Source organism: Hydrogenophaga sp. SNF1 (genome assembly GCF_034421675.1).
Classification (GTDB): domain Bacteria; phylum Pseudomonadota; class Gammaproteobacteria; order Burkholderiales; family Burkholderiaceae_C; genus Hydrogenophaga; species Hydrogenophaga borbori.
In genome coordinates this window covers 960,456-982,041 of record NZ_CP139793.1, presented here as the reverse complement: position 1 = coordinate 982,041, position 21,586 = coordinate 960,456, and the positions used below count along the sequence as shown (strand labels likewise).

Genomic DNA, 21,586 nt, shown 5'->3' with positions numbered 1-21,586 from the left:
GTCTCCGATTGCAACGATTCCGACGCCGGGGGCCGAGAGAGCGCCCGATCAACACTTGATGCCCAGGTGCAAGGCGACGACACCCCCGGTGAGGTTGTGCACGTCGACGTGTCCGAAGCCGACCCCCTTCATCATCTGCCGCAGGCTCTCCTGGTCCGGGTGCATGCGGATGGACTCGGCCAGGTAGCGGTAGCTCTCGGCGTCCCCCGCGACCAGCTGACCCAGCTTCGGCAGCACATTGAACGAATACCAGTCGTAGGCCTTCTCCAGCGGTTGGGCCACCCGGGAAAACTCCAGAACGAGCAACCGGCCGCCGGGCTTGAGCGTCCGATGCATTTCGGCCAGCGCAAGTTCCTTGTGCGTCATGTTGCGCAGGCCGAAGGCCACCGAGACGATGTCGAAGCTGGCGTCGGCGAAGGGCAGCTTCTCGGCGTCGCAGACCATGGTGGGCAGCACCACGCCGGCGTCCAGCAGCCGGGTGCGGCCCTCGCGCAGCATGGCCTCGTTGATGTCGGTGTGCACCACGCGGCCCGTGGGGCCGACCTGGCGCGCGAAGGCCAGGGAGAGGTCGCCGGTGCCACCCGCGATGTCGAGCACCTGCTGGCCGGGCCGGGCGTTGGCCACGGTGACGGCGTAGCGCTTCCAGAGCCGGTGCAGCCCGCCCGACATCAGGTCGTTCATGACGTCGTAGCGCGAGGCGACGGAGTCGAACACGCCGCGCACGCGCCGCGCCTTGTCGCCCTCGTCGACGGACTGGAAGCCGAAATGGGTCTGTGCCATGGCGCCGGCCCTCAGTGGTGGCCGCAGCCGTGGCCGCCGCCAGAGCCGCCCTTGAGCGGCATGGGGTCGTCGCGGCCCACGCCCGCGGCCTGCAGCCGGGCCTCGTAGTCGGCCCAGAGCTGGGCCTGCTGCGAGCCCAGGAAGTACAGGTAATCCCAGGTGAAGATGCCGGAATCGTGGCCGTCGTCGAAGCTGGGCTGCACGGCGTAGTTGCCGATTGGCGCCAGCGAGACGAGGCGCACCGCGCGCTTGCCGGTCTGCAGCACCTCCTGGCCCTTGCCGTGCCCTTGCACCTCGGCCGAGGGCGAGTAAACGCGCATCAGCTCGAAGGGGATGCGGAAGGTCTGCCCGTCGGAGAAGGCGACCTCGAGCACGCGCGAGGCGCCGTGCACGGTGATGTCCTGCGGGGTGGGGGTGTTGCGGTCCAGGCCGGCCATATCGTCTCCAGAAATCAATAGCCAGCGCGCGCCCGGGTCGAACCCCGGCGCGCCACGGAACCGGCTTCGCCGGGCCGTGGGCGCGGTCCCCCCTTCAGGGGGGAAGACGCGAAGCGGCGCAGGGGGGTGCTCATACCAACACGCGCTCGATGCCGCCCTGGTTGGCGCGGGCCACGTACTCGGGCAGCCAGTTCTCGCCCAGGATGTGGCGGGCCATCTCGACGACGATGTAGTCGGCCTCCAGCAGGCCATTCTGCAGGTCGTCGCCGTAGCGGGTGAGGCCCTGCAGGCAGCTCGGGCAGCTGGTGAGGATCTTGACGTTGTCCTCGGCGCCGACGGCACCACTGGCGCGCAGCGCCGCCTCGCCCTTGCGAATCTCTTCTTCCTTGCGGAAACGCACCTGGGTGGACACGTCGGGGCGCGTGACGCCCAGGGTGCCCGACTCGCCGCAGCAGCGCTCGCTCTTGAGCACCTGCTCGCCCACCAGCGCCTTCACGGTCTTCATGGGCTCCTGCAGCTTCATGGGGCTGTGGCAGGGGTCGTGGTACAGGTAGGCGCCCTTGGATTCGAGGCGGATGCCTTTCTCCAGCAGGTACTCGTGGATGTCGACGATGCGGCAGCCCGGGAAGATCTTCTCGAATTCGTAGCCCTGCAGCTGGTCGTAGCAGGTGCCGCAGCTCACCACCACGGTCTTGATGTCGAGGTAGTTGAGCGTGTTGGCCACGCGGTGGAACAGCACGCGGTTGTCGGTGATGATCTTCTCGGCCTTGTCGAACTGGCCCGAGCCGCGCTGCGGGTAGCCGCAGCACAGGTAGCCGGGCGGCAGCACGGTCTGCACGCCGGCGTGCCAGAGCATGGCCTGGGTGGCCAGGCCAACCTGGCTGAACAGGCGCTCCGAGCCGCAGCCGGGGAAGTAGAAGACCGCCTCGGTCTCGGCCGTGGTGCCCTGCGGGTTGCGGATGATGGGGACGTAGTCCTTGTCCTCGATGTCCAGCAGCGCGCGCGCGGTCTTCTTGGGCAGGCCGCCCGGCATCTTCTTGTTGATGAAGTGGATGACCTGCTCTTTGATGGGCGCCGGGCCCAGGGTGGCCGGCGGTGCGCTGGTCTGCTTGCGCGCCACGCGCTTGAGCAGCCGGTTGGCCAGGCGCTGCGCCTTGAAGCCCACGCCGACCATGGCCGTGCGCATGAGCTTGATGGTCTCGGGCTGGGTGGCGTTGAGGAAGAACATGGCCGCCGCGTTGCCGGGACGGAAGCTCTTCTGGCCCATCTTGCGCAAGAGGTTGCGCATGTTCATGGTCACGTCGCCGAAGTCGATCTTCACCGGGCAGGGCGTGAGGCACTTGTGGCAGACCGTGCAGTGGTCGGCCACGTCCTCGAACTCCTGCCAGTGCTGGATGCTCACGCCGCGGCGCGTCTGCTCTTCGTACAGGAAGGCTTCGATCAGCAGCGAGGTGGCCAGGATCTTGTTGCGCGGGCTGTAGAGCAGGTTGGCGCGTGGCACATGGGTGGCGCAGACCGGCTTGCACTTGCCGCAGCGCAGGCAGTCCTTCACCGAATCGGCGATGGCGCCGATGTCGCTCTGCTGCATGATCAGCGACTCGTGCCCCATGAGACCGAAGCTGGGCGTGTAGGCGCGCGAGAGGTCGGCGGTGTGGGCGCCGTCCATGGCGCCGCGCAGCAGCTTGCCCTTGTTGAAGCGGCCCTCGGGGTCCACCCTGGCCTTGTAGTCGGCGAACGGCTTGAGCTCCTCGTCGGTGAGGTACTCCAGCTTGGTGATGCCGATGCCGTGCTCACCCGAGATCACGCCATCCAGGCCGCGCGCGAGCACCATGATGCGGTCCACCGCCTCGTGCGCGGTCTGCAGCATCTCGTAGTCGTCGCTGTTCACCGGGATATTGGTGTGCACGTTGCCGTCGCCCGCGTGCATGTGCAGGGCCACCCAGACGCGGCCCTTGAGCACGCGCTTGTGGATGGCGTTGCACTCGGCCAGCAGGGGGCCGAAGGCGGCACCGGCGAACAGCTGCTGCAGCGGCGCGCGGATCTGGGTTTTCCAGCTCGCGCGCAGGCTGTGGTCCTGCAGCTGCGGGAACAGGCGGTCCACGTCCTGCAGCCAGCCGGCCCAGAGGGCGCGCACCTCGCGCACCAGGGCCAGGGCCTGCTGCACGCGGTCTTCCATCAGTTCGGCGGTGGGAATCTCGCTGGCGTCGTCGCCCTTGCCCAGGGGCAGGCTGCCGCGCTGGAAGAAGGCCTCCAGCTCGTCGGCCAGGCGGATCTTGTTGCGCAGCGAGAGTTCGATGTTGATGCGCTCGATGCCCTCGGTGTACTCGCCCATGCGCGGCAGCGGGATCACCACGTCTTCGTTGATCTTGAAGGCGTTGGTGTGCTTGCTGATGGCGGCCGTGCGCTTGCGGTCGAGCCAGAATTTCTTGCGCGCCTCGGGGCTGATGGCGGTGAAACCCTCGCCGTGGCGCGTATTGGCGATGCGAATGACCTCACTGGTGGCACGCGCCACCGCGTCCGGGTCGTCGCCCACGATGTCGCCGATCAGCACCATCTTGGGCAGGCTGCCATTGCCTTTCTTGCTCTTGGTGGCGTAGCCGACCGCCTTCAGGTAGCGGTCGTCCAGGTGCTCCAGGCCGGCCAGGACCACGCCCGAGCGCTTTTGCTCGGCGAACATGAAGTCCTTGATCTCGACGATGCTGGGCACGGCGTCCTTGGGGTTGCCGAAGAACTCCAGGCACACGGTGCGGGTGTGCTCGGGCATGCGGTGCACGATCCAGCGCGCGCTGGTGATCAGGCCGTCGCAGCCCTCTTTCTGGATGCCGGGCAGGCCCGAAAGGAACTTGTCGGTGACGTCCTTGCCCAGGCCTTCCTTGCGGAAGGTCTTGCCCGGGATGGCCAGGGTTTCGGTGCGGCGCGGGGTCTTGCCGTCGGGCGCGAAGTAGCGCAACTCGAAAGTGGCGACCTCGGCGTCGTGGATCTTGCCGCGGTTGTGGTCCAGGCGGATCACCTCCAGCCACTCGGCCTGGGGCGTGACCATGCGCCAGCTGACCAGGTTGTCCAGCGCCGTGCCCCACAGCACGGCCTTCTTGCCGCCCGCGTTCATGGCCACGTTGCCGCCGATGCACGACGCCTCGGCGCTGGTGGGGTCGACCGCGAACACGTGGCCGGCGCGCTCGGCCGCGTCGGCCACGCGCTGCGTGACCACGCCGGCCTCGGTCCAGATGGTGGGCAGCGGCTCGTCGTGCCCGGGCACCTTGACCCATTCCACCTCGGTCATGGCCTCGAGCTTCTCGGTGTTGATGACCGCGCTCTTCCAGGTCAGCGGGATGGCGCCGCCGGTGTAGCCGGTGCCGCCCCCGCGCGGGATGATGGTCAGGCCCAGCTCGATGCAGCCCTGCACCAGGCCGGCCATTTCGGTCTCGGTGTCGGGGGTGAGCACCACGAAGGGGTATTCCACGCGCCAGTCGGTGGCGTCGGTGACGTGCGAGACGCGCGACAGGCCGTCGAACTTGATGTTGTCCCTGGCCGTGAGCCGGCCCAGGGCCTTCTGGGCGCGCTGGCGCAGGGCCGCGACCTCGTCGAAAGAGCGGGCGAAGGCCTCGACGGCGGCGCGGGCGGCCACCAGCAGCTCGCCCACCAGGGCGTCGCGGGCCGGGTCGTCCTGGGGCGTGCGGCGCTTCTGCACCTCGGCCAGGCGGTGGTTCAGGGCGTCGACCAACTGGCCGCGGCGCTTGGCGCTGGACAGCAGGTCGTCCTGCAGGTAAGGGTTGCGCTGCACGACCCAGATGTCGCCCAGCACCTCGTACAGCATGCGGGCCGAACGGCCGGTGTGGCGCTCGCCGCGCAGCTGGTCCAGCAGGGACCAGGAGCGCTCGCCCAGCAGCCGGATCACGATCTCGCGATCCGAGAAGGACGTGTAGTTGTAAGGGATCTCCCGCAAGCGGGGGGTATCGTCCGTGGCGGTGGCGAGCAACGTGAGCGGAGTGGGAGCGTTCATGGGGCACCCGGCACCGTCATAGGGCACCGAGGCGGGGATGGTATCGCAGCGCAACATCCCATCCCTTCCTTATGGAAACCCCCCGTTGTCATACGCGGGCAACACCTGTGCAATCGATCCGTCACACCAGACCGATAGCCTGCGGCTTCCGCAGCATCCCCTACCCGAGGAGCCTTCATGAAAAACCGATTCCTGCCCCTGGCCGGTGCCGTCGCCCTGGCCGCCACCCTTGCCGGCCCCGCCCACGCCCAGACCGAGATCCAGTGGTGGCATTCCATGGGCGGCGCCCTGGGCGAATGGGTCAACGACCTGGCCAAGGACTTCAACGCCAGCCAGACCCAGTACAAGATCGTGCCCACCTTCAAGGGCAGCTACGACGAGTCCATGACCGCCGCCATCGCGGCCTTCCGGGCCGGCAATGCCCCGCACATCCTGCAGGTCTTCGAGGTCGGCACCGCCACCATGATGGCCAGCCGCCAGGCCATCGTGCCCGTGGGCGAGGTGATGAAGAAGGCCGGCGTGACCTTCGACCCGAACGCCTACGTGCCCGCCGTGGCCGGCTACTACACCGCGCCCAATGGCCAGATGCTGAGTTTCCCCTTCAACAGCTCGACCACCGTCTTCCACTACAACAAGGACGCCTTCAAGGCCGCCGGCCTGGACCCGGACAAGCCGCCCAAGACCTGGCCCGAGGTGGCCCTGGCGGCCGGCAAGCTCAAGGCCTCGGGCCACAAATGCCCCTTCACCACCAGTTGGGTGAGCTGGACCCAGCTGGAGAGCTTCTCGGCCTGGCACAACACCGAGTTCGCCACCCTGGGCAACGGCATGCGCGGCCTCAACACCCGCCTAAGCTTCAACAGCCCGCTGCACGTGCGCCACATCGAAAACCTGGCCAACATGGCCAAGACCGGCCTGTTCGTCTACAAGGGCCGCGGCAACGCCGCCGACGCCACCTTCGTCTCGGGCGAGTGCGCCATGGTGACCGGCTCCTCGGCGCTGTACGGCAACGTCAAGCGCAACGCCAAGTTCACCGGCGGCATCAGCACCCTGCCCTACTACCCCGACGTGGCCGGCGCGCCCCAGAACACCGTCATCGGCGGCGCCAGCCTGTGGGTGATGTCGGGCAAGAAGGAGGCCGAGTACAAGGGCGTGGCCCAGTTCTTCGCCTTCCTGTCCAAGCCCGAGGAAGCCGCCAAGAGCCACCAGCGCACCGGCTACCTGCCGGTGACCAAGGCGGCCTATGAGCTCACCGAGAAGTCGGGCTTCTACAAGCAGAACCCGGGCACCGACGTGTCGGTGGAGCAGATGATCCGCAAGACCACCGACAAGTCGCGCGGCATCCGCCTGGGCAACTTCGTGCAGATCCGCACCATCAATGACGAGGAACTCGAGCAGGTCTGGGCCGGCCGCAAGGCACCCAAGCAGGCCCTGGACGACGCCGTCAAGCGCGGCAACGAGCTGCTGATCCGCTTCGAGGCCGCCAACAAGGGCAAGTGATGGCCCGCCGGGCGCCCCAGGCGCCCTGCCCGCCCCGCACCGGCGCGACCCGGGCGGGGCGGTTTTTGTTGTAGCGTCGCCCCTCCCCTAGCCCGCGAAACCCCCATGGAAAAACGCGTCCGGTTCCGATCCGCCTGGTTGCCCTGGCTGCTGGTGGCCCCGCAAATGGCGGTGGTGCTGGTGTTCTTCTTCTGGCCCGCCGCCCAGGCGCTCTACCAGAGCGTGCTGCAGCAGGACGCCTTCGGCATCTCCACCGAGTACGTGGGCCTGGCCAACTTCCAGCGCCTGTTCGACGACCCGGGCTACCTGGCCTCCTTCAAGGTCACCGCCCTGTTCTCGGCGATGGTGGCCGGCTTCGGCCTGGTGATCGCCCTGCTGCTGGCCGTGATGGCCAACCGCGTGCTGCGCGGCGCCTCGGTCTACAAGACCCTGCTGATCTGGCCCTACGCCGTGGCGCCGGTGGTGGCCGGCGTGCTGTGGCTGTTCATGTTCGCCTCGCCCTACGGGGTGGTGGCCCACGCCCTGCGCTGGCTGGGGCTGGACTGGAACCACCTGCTGAACGCCGACCACGCCCTGGCCCTGATCGTGATGGCCGCCGTGTGGAAGCAGATCTCCTACAACTTCCTGTTCTTCCTGGCGGGCCTGCAGTCCATCCCGCAGTCGCTGATCGAGGCCGCCACCATCGACGGTGCCTCGCCCTGGCGGCGCTTCTGGACCATCGTCTTCCCGCTGCTGTCGCCCACCACCTTCTTCCTGTTGGTGATCAACGTCGTCTACGCCTTCTTCGACACATTCGCCATCGTGGACGCCACCACGCACGGCGGCCCGGGCAAGGACACGGCGATCCTGGTCTACAAGGTTTACTACGACGGCTTCAAGGCCCTGGACATGGGGGGCTCGGCGGCGCAGTCGGTCATCCTCATGGGCATCGTCATCGCGCTGACGGTGCTGCAGTTCCGCTTCGTCGAGAAGAAAGTCCAGTACTGACATGATGATCGAACGACGCCCCGTCCTCACCTTCGTTTCGCACCTGATCCTGCTGATCGGCGTGCTGGTGGTGGCCTTTCCGGTCTACATCACCTTCGTCGGCTCCACCCAGACGGCCGAGCAGATCGCCAGCAGCAACCCGCTGTCGCTGGTGCCCGGCACGCACTTCCTGGAAACCTACCGGCTCGCGCTGTTCGGCGGCAAGACCTACAGCGGCTCCACCATCGCGCCGGTGGCGCCCATGCTGTGGGTCAGCTTCGTCTGCGCCATGGTGATCGCCATCGGCAAGATCGCGATCTCGCTGCTCTCGGCTTTCGCCATCGTCTACTTCCGCTTTCCGGCGCGCGGCCTGGTGTTCTGGATGATCTTCGTCACCCTGATGCTGCCGGTGGAGGTGCGCATCGGCCCCACCTACGAGGTGGTGTCGGACCTGGGCATGCTCAACAGCTACGCCGGCCTCACGGTGCCGCTGATCGCCTCGGCCACCGCCACCTTCCTGTTCCGCCAGTTCTTCCTCACCGTGCCCGACGAGCTGGTGGAGGCCGCGCGCATGGACGGCGCCGGGCCCATGCGCTTCTTCTGGGACGTGCTGCTGCCCCTGTCGCGCACCAGCATCGCGGCGCTGTTCGTCATCCAGTTCATCTACGGCTGGAACCAGTACCTCTGGCCGCTGCTGGTGACCACCAGCGAGGACATGTACCCCGTGGTGCTGGGCATCAAGCGCGCCATCTTCGGCGAGGTCTACGTGGAGTGGAACGTGGTCATGGCCACGGCGATCCTGGCCATGCTGCCACCGGCCATCGTGGTCATGCTCATGCAGAAATGGTTCGTCAAGGGCCTGGTCGACACCGAGAAATGAAGAGACGCTCCATGGCAACGCTGCAATTCAAGAACGTCATCAAGCAATACCGACAGGGCAAGCAATCCCTGCAGGTGATCCACGGCGTGAGCGCCGACATCGCCGATGGCGAGTTCATCGTCATCGTCGGCCCCTCGGGCTGCGGCAAGAGCACGCTGCTGCGCATGGTCGCCGGCCTGGAGGAGGTCACGGGCGGCGAGATCTGTATCGGCCCGCGCGTGGTCAATCAACTGGAGCCGGCCGAGCGCGACATCGCCATGGTGTTCCAGAACTACGCGCTCTACCCGCACATGAGCGTGTTCGACAACATGGCCTACGGCCTGAAGATCGCCAAGGTGCCCAAGGACGAGATCAAGGCGCGCGTGGACAAGGCCGCCCAGATCCTGGAACTGGGCCACCTGCTGGAGCGCAAGCCGCGCCAGCTCTCGGGCGGGCAGCGCCAGCGCGTGGCCATGGGCCGCGCCATCGTGCGCCAGCCGCAGGTCTTCCTGTTCGACGAGCCGCTGTCCAACCTGGACGCCAAGCTGCGCGCGCAGACGCGCATCGAAATCCAGAAGCTGCACCGCGAACTGGGCATCACCAGCCTGTTCGTCACCCACGACCAGGTGGAGGCCATGACGCTGGCGCAGCGCATGATCGTGATGAACGCCGGCCACATGGAGCAGTTCGGTACGCCGGAAGAGGTCTACAACCGCCCGGCCACCACCTTCGTGGCCAGCTTCATCGGCTCGCCGCCCATGAACCTGCTCAAGCAGGCCCCGGGCGGGCGCGAGGGCCGCCTCCTGGGCATCCGCCCCGAGCACCTGGACATCGGCCCCGAGGGCTGGGCGCTGCAGGTGGAGACGGTGGAGCTGCTGGGCGCCGAGCGCCTGGTGCACTGCCGCCTGGGCGATGAGGCCGTGATCATCCGCACGCACGAAGACGAGGGCGCGCCGGCCGTGGGCAGCACCATCCACGCCCGCCCGCGCGAGGACCGGCTGCACTGGTTCGACGCGGCGTCCGGCCAGCGGGTCGAGGCCTGAGCGTGGCCGCCCCCTGGCCCTACCCGCGCTGGATCGCGCACCGCGGCGCCGGCAAGCTGGCGCCGGAAAACACCCTGGCGGCCTTCCGCCTGGGCGCGGCGCACGGCTACCGCATGTACGAGTGCGACGCCAAGCTCAGCGCCGACGGCGTGGTCTTCCTGCTGCACGACGCCACGCTGGAGCGCACCACCAACGGCCACGGCCTGGCCGGCGATCGGCCCTGGGCCGAGCTGAGCCGGCTCGACGCCGGCGGCTGGCATTCGCGCGCCTTCGCGGGCGAGCCGCCGTGCACGCTGGAGGCGCTGGCGCGCCACTGCCAGGCGCAGCGGCACTGGCTCAACATCGAGATCAAGCCCACGCCGGGGCAGGAACTGGCCACCGGCCGCGCCGTGGCCGCCGAGGCGCGGCGCCTGTGGGCCGGCCAGCCAGGCGACCCGCCGCTGCTGACCTCTTTCCGCCCCGAATCGCTGCAAGGCGCGCGGGAGACGGCCCCCGAACTGCCGCGTGGCCTGCTGCTGGACACCCCCTGGGATGGCTGGCAGCGCGTGGCCCGCGACCTGGGCTGCGTGGCCCTGGTGTGCAACCACGCCCTGTGGGACCGGGCCTTGGTGGACCTGGCGCGCGCCGAGGGCTGGCGCGCGCTGGCCTACACCGTGAACGACGAATGGGCGGCCCAGCGGCTGATCGACCTGGGGCTGGACGGGATCATCACGGACCGCGTCGACCTGCTGGCGCCCAGCACCTGAGAAGCGGGGCGCGAGAAGCGGTCGAACCCAGGGGCACCGTGGAACCGGCTTCGCCGAGCCACTGGTGTTGCCGTCAGGGGTCGCACGAAGCGCGGGGGGACCCTTATCGGCCCCGCAACCACCAGGCCAGGCTGCCCTGCGCCAGCACCAGGGCGGCGTAGGTCGCCACCTTGCCGTCGCGGCCGAAGGCGATCAGCCCGGCCAGCAGCACCAGCACGCCAGCAGTGACCAGCACGGCCAGTTGTGTGCCGCGCCCGAAGCGCCCGGCGCGGCGCAGCCGCAGGCCCAACCACAGCACCAGCGCCACCCCGACGGCCGGCGCGATCAGGCCCAGCACATGCCCCAGAAGCAGTGCCGGCGTCATTGAGAAGGATCAAGGCCGTCCATAAGCAACAAATTTTATAATCCGGGCTATGTCTGTCTGGACGCTCGGCATCAACCACCAGACGGCCCCGCTCGATCTGCGGGGCCGTTTCGCGTTCGCGCTCGACCAGATCCAGCCCACCCTGCACACCCTGCGCAGCGCCCTGCCGCGCCAGCCCGAGGCCACCCTGCTGTCCACCTGCAACCGCACCGAGCTCTACGGCGCGGGCGACCCGGCCGTGCTGGACCCCACCCTGGACTGGCTGGCCCAGGCCGGTGGCGTGAGCACCCAGGTGCTGCGCGACCACGCCTACGTGCTGCGCGACGACCAGTCCGCGCGCCACGCCTTTCGCGTCGCCAGCGGCCTGGACAGCATGGTGCTGGGCGAGGCCCAGATCCTGGGTCAGATGAAGGACGCGGTGCGCGCCGCCGACGAGGCCGGCGCCCTGGGCACCACGCTGCACCAGCTGTTCCAGCGCTCCTTCGCCGTGGCCAAGCAGGTGCGCAGCTCCACCGAGATCGGCGCGCACTCCATCAGCATGACGGCCGCCGCCGTGCGCCTGGCCTCGCAACTGTTCGAGGACCTGCGCGAGGTGCGCGTGCTGTTCGTCGGCGCGGGCGAGATGATCGAACTCGCCGCCACCCACTTCGCGGCCAAGACGCCCCGGGCCATGGCCATCGCCAACCGCAGCATGGAGCGTGGCGAGAAGCTGGCCAGCCGCTTCGGCGCCCAGGTGATGCGCCTGGCCGATCTGCCCGAACACCTGCATGAGTTCGACGTGGTGGTGAGCTGCACCGCCAGCACCCTGCCGCTGATCGGCCTGGGCGCGGTGGAGCGCGCGCTGAAGAAGCGCAAGCACCGCCCCATGTTCATGGTCGACCTGGCCGTGCCGCGCGATATCGAGGCCGAGGTGAAGGCGCTCGACGACGTCTACCTCTACACCGTGGACGACCTCGCCACCGTGGTGCAGACCGGCAAGGACAACCGCCTAGCCGCCGTGGCGCAGGCCGAGGCCATCATCGACGCCGGCGTGCTGAGCTTCATGCACTGGATGGAGCGGCGCGACCCGGCCAACGGCGTGGTGCCGCTGATCCAGCAGATCAACGCCCAGGCCGACGCCTGGCGCGCCCACGAACTCGGCCGCGCCAGGCGCCTGCTGGCGCGCGGCGAGCCCGTGGAGGCCGTGCTGGAAGCACTCTCCAAAGGCCTCACCCAGAAGATGCTGCACGGCACCCTGGCCGAGCTGCACAGCGGCGACGCCGCCGCGCGCGCGGCCACGGCCGAAACCGTCTCGCGCCTGTTCCTGCGCGACGGCCGGCCGCCCCAAGACCCCCGCTCCTAGCCCGCCCGGCGCGCGGTGGCCGTGGCGCGTCCAGCCACGGGCGCTTCGGCCGGGCACCGCCCATGAAACCCTTCGTCCGCCACGCCCTGCTGAAACAGCGCGCCCGCCTCCACGAACTCGACGCCCTGCTCTCGGCGCCCGACGTGGTGGAAGACATCGCGCGCTTTCGTTCCCTGAGCCGCGAGCACGCCGAGGCCAGCGAGGTGGTGGCCGTGTTCGACCGCTTCCTCGCCCGCGAAGCCGACGAGCAGGCCGCGCGGGACCTGCTGCGCGACCCCGAGATGGCCGCCATGGCGCAAGAGGAGATCGCCGCTTGCGCCGCCGACCTGTCCGCGCTGGACGGCCAGCTGCAGACCCTGCTGCTGCCGCGCGACCCCGACGACGCCCGGCCGGCCTTCCTGGAGATCCGGGCCGGCGCTGGCGGCGACGAATCGGCCCTGTTCGCCGGCGACCTGGCCCGCATGTACAGCCGCTACGCCGAGCGCCAGGGCTGGCGCGTCGAGCTCATGAGCGAATCGCCCAGCGAACTGGGCGGCTACAAGGAGGTGGTGCTGCGCATCGACGGCGACGGCGCCTACGGGCGGCTGCGCTTCGAATCGGGCGGCCATCGCGTGCAGCGCGTGCCCGCCACCGAAAGCCAGGGCCGCATCCACACCAGCGCCGCCACCGTGGCCGTCATGCCCGAGCCCGACGAGGCCGCCACCATCGAGCTCAACCCGGCCGAGCTGCGCATCGACACCTTCCGCGCCAGTGGCGCGGGCGGCCAGCACATCAACAAGACCGACTCGGCCGTGCGCGTGACACACCTGCCCACGGGCATCACCGCCGAATGCCAGGACGGCCGCAGCCAGCACGCCAACAAGGCCAAGGCCCTGCAGGTGCTGGCCGCGCGGCTGCGCGAAAAGGACCGCGCCGAGCGCGCCGCCAAGGAAGCTGCCACGCGCAAGGGCCTGATCGGCAGCGGCGACCGCAGCGACCGCATCCGCACCTACAACTTCCCGCAGGGCCGGCTCACCGACCACCGCATCAACCTCACGCTCTACCAGCTCTCCAGCGTGCTGGAAGGCGAACTCGACGAGGTGGTGCACGCCTTGCAGGTGGCGCGCGGCGCCGAGCTGCTGGCCGAACTGGAACAGGCGGCGGCGTGAGCGCCACCGCGCCGGTCCCAAGCCGCTCAGCCCCGCGGTGCGCAGCGCGGAGGGTCATCCCGTGACCATCGCCGACACCTTGCGCGCCCTGGTGACCAGCGGCGTGCCGCGCCTGGAGGCCCAGCAGTTGCTGCTGCTGGCCCTGGGCCGCGACCCGCAGGCGCGCGCCTGGCTCGCAGCGCACGACGAACTCACGCTGGACGACAGCGCCCGTACCCGTCTGGCTGCGCTCGCCCGACGCCACCGCGACGGCGAACCCATGGCCTACCTGCGCGGCGAGCAGGGCTTCCACGGCCTGGTGCTGCGGTCCGACCCGCGCGCCCTCGCCCCGCGCCCCGACACGGAAACCCTGGTCGACTGGGCGCTGGAATTGCTGGCCGGCCTGCCGCCCGATGCCCGGGCCATCGACCTGGGCACCGGCAGCGGCGCCATCGCCCTGGCCCTGCTGCACGCCGCGCCTGGCCTGCGCCTGACCGCCACCGACGCCAGCGAGGCCGCCCTGTCCCTGGCGCGCGAAAACGCCCAGCGCCTGGGTTTGAGTTTGCGCTTCGCGGCCGGCGCCTGGCTGGCCGCCGTGCCCGGCGAGCGCTTCGAGCTGATCCTGAGCAACCCGCCCTACATCGCCGCCGGCGACCCGCACCTGGCGGCCCTGCGCCACGAGCCGCTGTCGGCCCTGGTCTCGGGCGCCGACGGGCTGGACGACATCCGGGCCATCGTGGCCCAGGCCCCGGGCGCCCTGACGCCGGGCGGCTGGCTGCTGCTCGAACACGGCCACGACCAGGCCGAAGCGGTGCAGGCCCTGCTGCGCGCCGCCGGCTTCGAGGCCGTGGGTGGCCGCACCGACCTGGCGGGCATCGTGCGCTGCAGCGGCGGGCGCTGGCCGGCGGCGCGATAATTCCCCCTCTTACCGGGGTGCGCCCCGCCAGCAGGACCACGACATGAGCGACACCCAGACCCGCATCGACCAACTAGTCAAATCCCACGACATCGTGCTCTTCATGAAGGGCAGCGCCAGCTTCCCCATGTGCGGCTTCTCGGGCCGAGCGATCCAGATCCTCAAGGCCTGCGGCGTGGACCCCCGCACGCTGACCACCGTCAACGTGCTCGAAGACGACGCCATCCGCCAGGGCATCAAGGACTACAGCAACTGGCCCACCATCCCGCAGCTCTATGTCAAGGGTGAGTTCATCGGCGGCTCGGACATCATGATGGAGATGTACCAGTCGGGCGAGCTGCAGCAGGTACTCAGCGCGCAGAACTGAACCCCCATCCGTATCTCCACCGAAGCCGCCCACCGGGCGGCTTCGTGCTTTTTGCACGCTCTGCACGAAAGTGAACGCCAGCGGGCTGTTTCCGGTCCTTATCAGCGAGCCGGAGTGGCACGCACCGTGCTTGAATGTCCTCACCGCCGCGTTCGAAGGAGAGTTCCATGAGCAGCTCACGCAGCCTGGTCGCGCCATCCCCCCTGGGCCTGCCCATCGCCCAGATGCGCAGCGTGTTCAACACGGACGAAGTCGAGCGCAAGCTGGCCAAACTGCAGGCCAGCGGCAACGAACGCGAGCACGAGGGCCTTCGCAACACCTGGCAGCGCATGCTCGAGCGCGGCTCGCAGCGCTTCGCCGTCAAGCCCTCCGGCCTGCCCGACATGGCGCCGCTCTATGAACTCATGCCCAACTTCGGCGAAGCCCTGGACGACGTCAAACGCCATGTGGCCCTGAGCCAGGACAGCCGCGACAGCCTGGAGGTGACGCCGATGCTGCTGCTGGGCCCGCCTGGCGTGGGCAAGACCCACTTCGCACGCCAGCTCGCCGACCTGCTGGGCACCAGCATGAACCTGGTGCCCATGAGCAGCATGACCGCCGGCTGGCTGCTGTCGGGGTCCTCGTCCCAATGGAAGGGCGCCCGCCCCGGCAAGGTGTTCGAGTCGCTGGTGGATGGCCAGTACGCCAACCCGGTGATCGTGGTGGACGAGATCGACAAGGCCAGCGCCGACGCGCAGTACGACCCACTGGGCGCGCTCTACAGCCTGCTCGAACACGACACGGCGCAGCACTTCGTCGACGAGTTCGCCGAGGTGGCGATCGACGCCAGCCAGGTGATCTGGGTCACCACGGCCAACGACGAGCGCGCCATCCCCGAGCCCATCCTCAACCGCATGAACGTGTTCGAGATCCAGCCGCCCTCGCCCGAGGCGGCGCGCAAGATCGCGGCCAACCTCTACCGGGGCATCCGCGGCGAGCACGACTGGGGCCAGCGCTTTGACCCCGAGGTGCCCGCCGACGTGCTGGACGTGCTGGGCGGCCTGCCGCCGCGCGACATGCGCCGCGCGCTCGTCACCGCCTTCGGCAACGCGCGCCTGGACCAGCGCTACCGCCTCGAACCCGAGGACCTGCCACGCGGCGGGCTGGCGAAGGGCCGCATCGGCTTCCTTCAGTAGGGGGTTTCAGGCGTCGGGGTGCGCCCACTGGCGCGCCGCCGCCTGCACGGCGTTCGGGTACTCGCTCTTGCCGCGGCTGCCGTTGTAGCGACCCAGGGCCATGAAGGCATTGCCGCGCTCGCGGTCCAGGTAGTGCCGCAGGATCACGCAGCCGAAGCGCAGGTTGGTCTGCATGTGGAACAGGCTGCCCACATCGCCGTCGCCGATGAGGCGCGACCAGAACGGCATGATCTGCATGTAGCCGCGCGCGCCCACGCTGGAGATGGCGAACTTGCGGAAACCGCTCTCCACCTGGATCAGGCCCAGCACCATGGTGGTGTCCAGCCCCGCGCGGCGGGTCTCGTACCACACGGTTTGCAGAAACTCGATGCGGGTCTGGAAGTCGGGCTTGCGGCGGCGCAGGCGCTCGCTGTTGGCGCCCAGCCAGCGCAGATAGGCCAACCGGCGCTCGGTGTCGAAGAACTCGGGTACCGGAGGCGTGTCGTTGGCGACGGCCGCGCTCAGCGCCGTGCGCACGGAATCGGCCAGGGGCTCCTCCAGCTGGCCGGCCCGCGCAACCGGCGGCAGCCAAGCCCCGCCCACCAGAGCGGCCATGGCGGCCAGCCCGTCGCGCCGGGTCCAGCCGCCTGCGTTCATGCCGTTAGGCGGGCCTTCACGTGGGCCGCCACTTCCGCCAGCGGCACGGCCGTGGCCGCGCTGTCCCGCCGGTGCTGGTACTCGGCCTGACCGGCCTTCACGCCCCGGTCGCCCAGGGTGATGCGGTGGGGCACGCCGATGAGCTCCCAGTCGGCGAACATCGCCCCGGGGCGTTCTCCACGGTCGTCCAGGATCACATCCACACCTTGCTCCAGCAGTTGGGAGTAGAGATTGTCCGCCGCGGCCTTGACTTCCGGGCTGCGGTCCATGCCGATCGGGCACACCACCACAGTGAACGGCGCGATCGCGTCCGGCCAGATGATCCCGCGCTCGTCGTGGTTCTGTTCGATGGCCGCCGCCGGCAGGCGCGTAATGCCGATGCCGTAGCAGCCCATCTCGAAATGCTTGGGCTTGCCGTCCTCGTCGAGGAAGGTGGCGGCCATCGAACGGCTGTACTTGGTGCCCAGGTAGAACACGTGGCCGATCTCGATGCCGCGCTCGATCGCCAGCACGCCCTGGCCGTCGGGCGAGGCGTCGCCCTCGACGATGTTGCGGAGGTCGGCCACGCGCGTGGGCTCGGGCAGGTCGCGGCCCCAGTTCACGCCGGTGAGGTGCACGTCGGCCTCGTTGCCGCCACAAACCCAGTCGGCCATGACGGCGACCTCCCGGTCCACCACCAGCTCCACCGGCCGCTTGAGCCCGATGGGGCCCAGGTAGCCCGGGCGGCAGCCGAAGTGCGACTCGATCTCGGGCGGGGTGGCGAAGCGCCAGCCCTGGTCGAGGCCGGGCACCTTGCCCACCTTGACTTCGTTCATGTCGTGGTCACCGCGCAGCAGCAGCAGCCACACCTTGGAGGCTTTCACCGCGCCGGCGTCGTCGAGCGTGTCGGTGGCCAGGACGATGGACTTGACCGTGGTGGCCAGCGGAACGCCCAGGAACTGCGCCACGTCGGCGCAGGTGCTCTTGCCGGGGGTGGGCGTGCGCGTCAGTGGGTTGGCCGGCGCGGGGCGCGGCCCCTGGGGCGCCAGCGCCTCGGCCTTTTCCAGGTTGGCGGCGTAATCGCTGCCGGGGCAGTAGACGATGGCGTCCTCGCCGGTGGCAGCGATCACCTGGAACTCCTCGCTCAGGTCACCGCCGATGGCGCCGCTGTCGGCCGCGACCGCGCGGTACTTCAGGCCAAAGCGGTCGAAGATGCGGCGGTAGGCCTGGGCCATCACCTCGTAGCTGCGCTTGGCGCTGGCTTCGTCGCGGTCGAAGCTGTAGGCGTCCTTCATGATGAACTCGCGCCCACGCATGAGTCCGAAGCGCGGCCGGCGTTCGTCGCGGAACTTGGTCTGGATCTGGTACAGGTTCTTGGGCAGCTGCTTGTAGCTGCGCAGCTCCTGGCGCGCGATGTCGGTCACCACCTCCTCGCTCGTGGGCTGCACCACGAAGTCGCGGTCGTGGCGGTCCTTCACGCGCATCAGCTCGGGGCCCATCTTCTCGAAGCGGCCACTCTCCTGCCAGAACTCGGCCGGCTGCACCACCGGCATGGTGAGCTCCACGGCACCGGCGCGGTTCATCTCCTCGCGCACGATCCGCTCGACCTTGCGGATCACGCGCAGCCCCATGGGCATGTAGTTGTAGATGCCCGCTCCCAGTTTGCGAATCATGCCGGCGCGGGTCATGAGGCGGTGGCTCACCACCTCGGCGTCGGCAGGCGCTTCCTTGAGCGTCGTGATCAGGAACTGGCTGGCTTTCATGAAGGGGCCTGCACCGGGCGGTGCGCGAAAGGGGGTTCAGGAGGGGTGGCGCCGGCACCGCTTGCGGGTATATCCCTAGGCGGGACGCGGGGCCGTGCGGTGTGCGATCACTTCGCTGGGCGCGGGGTGCGATGCATAATGGTCGCAGTTCAAAAATCGAGGTTGATTATGCTTGACAGAGAGGGCTTCAGGCCCAATGTCGGCATCATTCTGCTCAACCAGAAAAACCAGGTGTTCTGGGGCAAGCGCATCCGCTCCCATTCCTGGCAGTTCCCGCAAGGGGGCATCGACCGCGGTGAAACGCCCGAACAGGCGATGTTCCGCGAACTGCACGAGGAAGTCGGACTGCGCCCCGAGCACGTGGCCATCGTGGCCCGCACGAAGGACTGGTTGCGCTACGAAGTGCCTGACCGCTTCATCCGGCGGGACGCCCGCGGCCACTACAAGGGGCAGAAGCAGATCTGGTACCTGCTGCGCCTCGTCGCGCAGGACTGGCACCTGAACCTGCGCGCCACCAGCCACCCCGAGTTCGACGCCTGGCGCTGGAACGACTACTGGGTGCCGCTGGACGTGGTCGTCGAATTCAAGCGCGGCGTCTACGAGATGGCCTTGACCGAGCTGGCGCGTTACGTCCCGCGCCAGGAGGGCGGTCGTGGCCGCTACCCACGCCACCACCCGGGGCGCGGCTATCGCCCGGTCGACGGCTTTCCCGCCACCGAGGCGCCGCCCGGCCTGGAACTGCCCCCCGGCGCCAGCTTCGACCCCGGGCCCCAACCCAGCATTCGCCCCGAGGGCGCCGTCCCCAAATGAACAACCGGTTCTTCCGCGCGGCGGCCTGTGCCGTCGCGCTGGCCTCCATGGGCGGCCCGCTCTGGGCGCAGTACCCGTACCGCGAACCCGAAACCTGGAAGGAGGGCGAGGTGGCCCTGCCGGCGCGCTTCAGCACCGACCGGCTCGTCACCGTCGACATCGAAGACCGCTCGTCCTTCGAATACGGCATCGACCCGGACACGCTGAGCGTGGGCGCCGATGGTGTGGTGCGCTACGTCTTCGTGGCGCGCAGCCGCAGCGGGGCCCTCAATGCGCTCTACGAGGGGGTGCGGTGCAATGCGGCCGAGGTCAAGGTCTATGGCCGCTGGGACCCGGACAGCGCGAGCTGGCGCACCAGCGCCTCGGACGACTGGCAGCCTCTGGACACGCGGGGCAGCACCCGGCGCGCTCTGAAACTCGCGCAGTCCGGCCTGTGCGACGGGAGAGCCCCGAACGGGTCGCCGCGCCAGATCCTCCAGACGCTGCGGGGCGAGCACCCCTACCGGTTGCGCTGAGCCGGCTCAGCCCCGGCTGAGCACCAGGTTGTCGCGGTGGATCATCTCGGGCTCGGCGGCGTAGCCCAGCAGGCGCTCGAAATCGGCCGAGGACTTGCGGCACAGCAGGCGCGCTTCCGAGCTGGCGTAGTTCGCCAACCCGCGCGCCACCTCCTGGCCACGCGCATCGCGCACCGCGATCACGTCGCCGCGCGAGAAGTCGCCTTCCACCGCGGTCATGCCGATCGGCAACAGGCTCTTGCCTTCGCGCGCGATCTTGGCCGCCGCGCCGTCGTCCACCACCACCGCGCCGCGCAACTGCAAATGGTCCGAGATCCAGCGCTTGCGCGCCTGGTGTTTGGCCGTCTGCGCGACCAGGGCCGTGCCGATGGCCTCGCCGGCGCACAGGCGCAGCAGCACGTCAGGTTCGCGCCCCCAGGCGATGACCGTGGAAGCGCCCGACGCCGCCGCGCGCTTGGCGGCCAGGATCTTGGTGATCATGCCGCCCTTGCCGATGCCACTGCCTGCGCCACCGGCCATGGCCTCCAGCGCCGGATCGCCCGCGCGCGCCACGTGCACGAAGCGCGCCTCGGGATCGCGCCGCGGGTCGGCGGTGTAGAGGCCCTTCTGGTCGGTGAGGATGACCAGCACGTCGGCCTCGACCAGATTGGCCACGAGCGCGCCCAGCGTGTCGTTGTCGCCGAACTTGATCTCGTCGTTGACCACCGTGTCGTTCTCGTTGATCACGGGCACGACGCCGAGCTGCAGCAGCGTCAGCAGGGTTGAGCGGGCGTTGAGGTAGCGTTCGCGGTCGGCCAGGTCGGCGTGGGTCAGCAGCACCTGCGCACTGCCAACGCCGCAGGCGCGCAGCTGCGTCTCATACATCTGCACCAGGCCCATCTGGCCCACGGCGGCGGCGGCCTGCAGTTCGTTGATCTCGTGCGGCCGCCTGCTCCAGCCCAGGCGCTTCATGCCCTCGGCGATGGCACCGCTGCTCACCATGATGAGCTCGCGCCCCTGCTGGACGAGGGCCGCGAGCTGCTGGCTCCAGTGGCCGATGGCCCCTTCGTCCAGGCCCCGGCCTTCGTTGGTGACCAGGCTGGAGCCCACCTTGACGACGATGCGCCGCGCGTGGCGCACGAGGTCGGCCGCTTCGCTGGCCGTGCTATCGATGACCTGGCTCATGGTGTGATGGATTCGGATCAGTCGTCGCCGCCGCCCGGCGCGAAACGGGGATCGATCTCGACGGGCCCGATGGCCTGCTGCCGCTGTGCCTCGATATGCTCGTAGGCCTTCTGCACCAGCCGCTCACAACCCTCGCGCGTCAGCGCCGAGATCTCGAACACCGGACCCTTGTAGCGCAGGCGTTTGACGATGTCCTTGACGCGGGCCTCGCGCTCTTCGGGCGGCAGCATGTCCACCTTGTTGAGCACCAGCCAGCGGGGCTTGGCGTGCAGCTCGGGGTCGAACTTCTTGAGCTCGGCCACGATCGCCCTGGCCTGCGCCACCGGGTCGACGGCCTCGTCGAACGGCGCCGCATCCACCAGGTGCAGCAGCAGCCGCGTGCGCTGCAGGTGGCGCAGGAACTGGTGGCCCAGGCCCGCGCCCTCGGACGCGCCCTCGATCAGGCCGGGCACGTCGGCCACCACGAAGCTCTTTTCGGGACCCACCCGCACCACGCCCAGGTTGGGGTGCAAGGTGGTGAAGGGGTAGTCGGCGATCTTGGGTCGGGCGTTGGAGATGGCGGCGATCAGGGTGGATTTGCCCGCGTTGGGCATGCCCAACAGCCCCACGTCGGCCAGCACTTTGAGCTCCAGCTTGAGCGCCTTGCGTTCGCCGGGCCAGCCGGGCGTCTTTTGCCGCGGCGCGCGGTTGGTGGAGCTCTTGTAGTGCATGTTGCCAAAGCCGCCATCACCGCCCTTGGCAATCATCACCTGCTCACCGGCCTGCAGCAGCTCGCACAGCACCTGGCCCGACTCGGCGTCGGACACGATGGTGCCGACCGGCACCTTGAGCACCACATCATCGCCCTTGACACCGAACATGTCGGAGCCTTTGCCGTGCTCGCCGCGCTGCGCTTCGAAGCGCCGGGTGTAGCGGAAGTCCACCAGGGTATTCAGGCTCGCATCGGCCAGCATGAACACGTGGCCACCACGCCCGCCGTCCCCGCCATCGGGGCCGCCGAACTCCTTGTACTTCTCGTGCCGGAACGACGCGCACCCATTCCCCCCATCGCCTGCGGCGACGTCGATGGAGGCTTCATCAACGAACTTCATGGGGGTTGA

General features: G+C 69.2%; 20 protein-coding genes. 12 read left to right on the top strand and 8 right to left on the bottom strand.

Annotated features, from left to right (window positions below):
- Positions 1 to 48: 48 nt before the first annotated feature.
- From ubiE to SOM08_RS04770, 3 genes are all read right to left on the bottom strand, one after another.
- Positions 49 to 780, bottom strand: a complete 732-nt coding sequence (gene ubiE, locus SOM08_RS04780; RefSeq protein WP_116958316.1) for a bifunctional demethylmenaquinone methyltransferase/2-methoxy-6-polyprenyl-1,4-benzoquinol methylase UbiE — start codon at positions 778 to 780, stop codon at positions 49 to 51.
- 11 nt (positions 781 to 791) lie between these two features.
- Positions 792 to 1,217 carry a gamma-butyrobetaine hydroxylase-like domain-containing protein gene (locus SOM08_RS04775; RefSeq protein ID WP_116958317.1) on the bottom strand — a complete coding sequence of 142 codons (426 nt, stop codon included), beginning with the start codon at positions 1,215 to 1,217 and terminating at the stop codon, positions 792 to 794.
- A 130-nt stretch (positions 1,218 to 1,347) separates the two neighbouring features.
- A complete protein-coding gene (locus tag SOM08_RS04770; RefSeq protein WP_322470140.1) occupies positions 1,348 to 5,217 on the bottom strand; it encodes an FAD/FMN-binding oxidoreductase in 3,870 nt (1,289 codons plus the stop codon).
- Positions 5,218 to 5,394: 177 nt separating this feature from the next.
- Here SOM08_RS04770 and ugpB point away from each other — a divergent pair, with 177 nt between their 5' ends.
- From ugpB to ugpQ, 5 genes are all read left to right on the top strand, one after another.
- A complete protein-coding gene (gene ugpB, locus SOM08_RS04765) occupies positions 5,395 to 6,714 on the top strand; it encodes a sn-glycerol-3-phosphate ABC transporter substrate-binding protein UgpB (RefSeq protein ID WP_116958318.1) in 1,320 nt (439 codons plus the stop codon).
- A gap of 105 nt (positions 6,715 to 6,819) precedes the next feature.
- The gene (ugpA, locus tag SOM08_RS04760; protein ID WP_116958319.1) at positions 6,820 to 7,701 is read left to right on the top strand and encodes a sn-glycerol-3-phosphate ABC transporter permease UgpA; all 882 of its coding nucleotides are present in this window, start codon (positions 6,820 to 6,822) and stop codon (positions 7,699 to 7,701) included.
- Between the two features lie 4 nt (positions 7,702 to 7,705).
- Entirely contained in the window at positions 7,706 to 8,560 is an 855-nt protein-coding gene (gene ugpE, locus SOM08_RS04755) for a sn-glycerol-3-phosphate ABC transporter permease UgpE (RefSeq protein WP_116958530.1), read from the top strand.
- Between the two features lie 11 nt (positions 8,561 to 8,571).
- The gene (locus SOM08_RS04750) at positions 8,572 to 9,582 is read left to right on the top strand and encodes a sn-glycerol-3-phosphate import ATP-binding protein UgpC (protein ID WP_116958320.1); all 1,011 of its coding nucleotides are present in this window, start codon (positions 8,572 to 8,574) and stop codon (positions 9,580 to 9,582) included.
- A 2-nt stretch (positions 9,583 to 9,584) separates the two neighbouring features.
- The gene (ugpQ, locus tag SOM08_RS04745) at positions 9,585 to 10,328 is read left to right on the top strand and encodes a glycerophosphodiester phosphodiesterase (protein ID WP_416186995.1); all 744 of its coding nucleotides are present in this window, start codon (positions 9,585 to 9,587) and stop codon (positions 10,326 to 10,328) included.
- A 103-nt stretch (positions 10,329 to 10,431) separates the two neighbouring features.
- Here ugpQ and SOM08_RS04740 read toward each other — a convergent pair whose 3' ends face one another.
- Positions 10,432 to 10,692 (bottom strand): hypothetical protein, encoded by a 261-nt coding sequence (locus SOM08_RS04740; RefSeq protein WP_322470139.1) that lies wholly within the window; start codon positions 10,690 to 10,692, stop codon positions 10,432 to 10,434.
- A 49-nt stretch (positions 10,693 to 10,741) separates the two neighbouring features.
- On the opposite strand from SOM08_RS04740, the gene hemA reads away from it, so the two are divergent.
- From hemA to SOM08_RS04715, 5 genes are all read left to right on the top strand, one after another.
- The gene (gene hemA, locus SOM08_RS04735; protein ID WP_116958323.1) at positions 10,742 to 12,034 is read left to right on the top strand and encodes a glutamyl-tRNA reductase; all 1,293 of its coding nucleotides are present in this window, start codon (positions 10,742 to 10,744) and stop codon (positions 12,032 to 12,034) included.
- 62 nt (positions 12,035 to 12,096) lie between these two features.
- A complete protein-coding gene (gene prfA, locus SOM08_RS04730) occupies positions 12,097 to 13,182 on the top strand; it encodes a peptide chain release factor 1 (protein ID WP_322470138.1) in 1,086 nt (361 codons plus the stop codon).
- A gap of 61 nt (positions 13,183 to 13,243) precedes the next feature.
- On the top strand, positions 13,244 to 14,077 hold the full coding sequence (prmC, locus tag SOM08_RS04725) for a peptide chain release factor N(5)-glutamine methyltransferase (protein ID WP_322470137.1): 834 nt from the start codon (positions 13,244 to 13,246) through the stop codon (positions 14,075 to 14,077).
- Positions 14,078 to 14,120: 43 nt separating this feature from the next.
- On the top strand, positions 14,121 to 14,444 hold the full coding sequence (grxD, locus tag SOM08_RS04720) for a Grx4 family monothiol glutaredoxin (RefSeq protein WP_116958326.1): 324 nt from the start codon (positions 14,121 to 14,123) through the stop codon (positions 14,442 to 14,444).
- 167 nt (positions 14,445 to 14,611) lie between these two features.
- Complete coding sequence (locus SOM08_RS04715) at positions 14,612 to 15,619, top strand: AAA family ATPase (protein WP_322470136.1); 1,008 nt, start codon at positions 14,612 to 14,614, stop codon at positions 15,617 to 15,619.
- 6 nt (positions 15,620 to 15,625) lie between these two features.
- On the opposite strand, the gene SOM08_RS04710 is transcribed toward SOM08_RS04715, so the two are convergent.
- Positions 15,626 to 16,255 carry a lytic transglycosylase domain-containing protein gene (locus SOM08_RS04710; RefSeq protein ID WP_116958328.1) on the bottom strand — a complete coding sequence of 210 codons (630 nt, stop codon included), beginning with the start codon at positions 16,253 to 16,255 and terminating at the stop codon, positions 15,626 to 15,628.
- Entirely contained in the window at positions 16,252 to 17,997 is a 1,746-nt protein-coding gene (locus SOM08_RS04705) for a proline--tRNA ligase (RefSeq protein ID WP_322470135.1), read from the bottom strand. Before SOM08_RS04705 ends, SOM08_RS04710 begins: the two co-directional genes overlap by 4 nt.
- A 168-nt stretch (positions 17,998 to 18,165) precedes the next feature.
- On the opposite strand from SOM08_RS04705, the gene SOM08_RS04700 reads away from it, so the two are divergent.
- Both SOM08_RS04700 and SOM08_RS04695 read left to right on the top strand, forming a co-directional pair.
- A complete protein-coding gene (locus SOM08_RS04700; RefSeq protein WP_116958330.1) occupies positions 18,166 to 18,807 on the top strand; it encodes an RNA pyrophosphohydrolase in 642 nt (213 codons plus the stop codon).
- On the top strand, positions 18,804 to 19,322 hold the full coding sequence (locus SOM08_RS04695) for a CNP1-like family protein (protein ID WP_322470134.1): 519 nt from the start codon (positions 18,804 to 18,806) through the stop codon (positions 19,320 to 19,322). The genes SOM08_RS04700 and SOM08_RS04695 overlap by 4 nt, the downstream gene beginning before the upstream one ends.
- A 6-nt stretch (positions 19,323 to 19,328) precedes the next feature.
- Here the strand turns inward: SOM08_RS04695 and proB are convergent, their stop codons facing one another.
- Positions 19,329 to 20,486: a glutamate 5-kinase gene (proB, locus tag SOM08_RS04690; protein ID WP_116958332.1), complete on the bottom strand. Its 1,158-nt coding sequence runs from the start codon at positions 20,484 to 20,486 to the stop codon at positions 19,329 to 19,331.
- Between the two features lie 17 nt (positions 20,487 to 20,503).
- Positions 20,504 to 21,577 carry an Obg family GTPase CgtA gene (cgtA, locus tag SOM08_RS04685; RefSeq protein ID WP_322470133.1) on the bottom strand — a complete coding sequence of 358 codons (1,074 nt, stop codon included), beginning with the start codon at positions 21,575 to 21,577 and terminating at the stop codon, positions 20,504 to 20,506.
- Positions 21,578 to 21,586 lie beyond the last annotated feature (9 nt).

What these genes read in the sequence shown, in the direction of transcription:
- SOM08_RS04740 (WP_322470139.1), bottom strand. Translation starts at nt 10,692, where the DNA reads ATGACGCCGGCACTGCTTCTGGGGCATGTGCTGGGCCTGATCGCGCCG.
- proB (WP_116958332.1), bottom strand. Translation starts at nt 20,486, where the DNA reads ATGAGCCAGGTCATCGATAGCACGGCCAGCGAAGCGGCCGACCTCGTG.
- SOM08_RS04695 (WP_322470134.1), top strand. Translation starts at nt 18,804, where the DNA reads ATGAACAACCGGTTCTTCCGCGCGGCGGCCTGTGCCGTCGCGCTGGCC.
- SOM08_RS04775 (WP_116958317.1), bottom strand. Translation starts at nt 1,217, where the DNA reads ATGGCCGGCCTGGACCGCAACACCCCCACCCCGCAGGACATCACCGTG.
- SOM08_RS04710 (WP_116958328.1), bottom strand. Translation starts at nt 16,255, where the DNA reads ATGAACGCAGGCGGCTGGACCCGGCGCGACGGGCTGGCCGCCATGGCC.
- SOM08_RS04705 (WP_322470135.1), bottom strand. Translation starts at nt 17,997, where the DNA reads ATGAAAGCCAGCCAGTTCCTGATCACGACGCTCAAGGAAGCGCCTGCC.
- cgtA (WP_322470133.1), bottom strand. Translation starts at nt 21,577, where the DNA reads ATGAAGTTCGTTGATGAAGCCTCCATCGACGTCGCCGCAGGCGATGGG.
- prfA (WP_322470138.1), top strand. Translation starts at nt 12,097, where the DNA reads ATGAAACCCTTCGTCCGCCACGCCCTGCTGAAACAGCGCGCCCGCCTC.
- SOM08_RS04715 (WP_322470136.1), top strand. Translation starts at nt 14,612, where the DNA reads ATGAGCAGCTCACGCAGCCTGGTCGCGCCATCCCCCCTGGGCCTGCCC.
- SOM08_RS04770 (WP_322470140.1), bottom strand. Translation starts at nt 5,217, where the DNA reads ATGAACGCTCCCACTCCGCTCACGTTGCTCGCCACCGCCACGGACGAT.
- ugpE (WP_116958530.1), top strand. Translation starts at nt 7,706, where the DNA reads ATGATCGAACGACGCCCCGTCCTCACCTTCGTTTCGCACCTGATCCTG.
- ugpA (WP_116958319.1), top strand. Translation starts at nt 6,820, where the DNA reads ATGGAAAAACGCGTCCGGTTCCGATCCGCCTGGTTGCCCTGGCTGCTG.
- ubiE (WP_116958316.1), bottom strand. Translation starts at nt 780, where the DNA reads ATGGCACAGACCCATTTCGGCTTCCAGTCCGTCGACGAGGGCGACAAG.
- grxD (WP_116958326.1), top strand. Translation starts at nt 14,121, where the DNA reads ATGAGCGACACCCAGACCCGCATCGACCAACTAGTCAAATCCCACGAC.
- hemA (WP_116958323.1), top strand. Translation starts at nt 10,742, where the DNA reads ATGTCTGTCTGGACGCTCGGCATCAACCACCAGACGGCCCCGCTCGAT.
- SOM08_RS04700 (WP_116958330.1), top strand. Translation starts at nt 18,166, where the DNA reads ATGCTTGACAGAGAGGGCTTCAGGCCCAATGTCGGCATCATTCTGCTC.
- ugpB (WP_116958318.1), top strand. Translation starts at nt 5,395, where the DNA reads ATGAAAAACCGATTCCTGCCCCTGGCCGGTGCCGTCGCCCTGGCCGCC.
- SOM08_RS04750 (WP_116958320.1), top strand. Translation starts at nt 8,572, where the DNA reads ATGGCAACGCTGCAATTCAAGAACGTCATCAAGCAATACCGACAGGGC.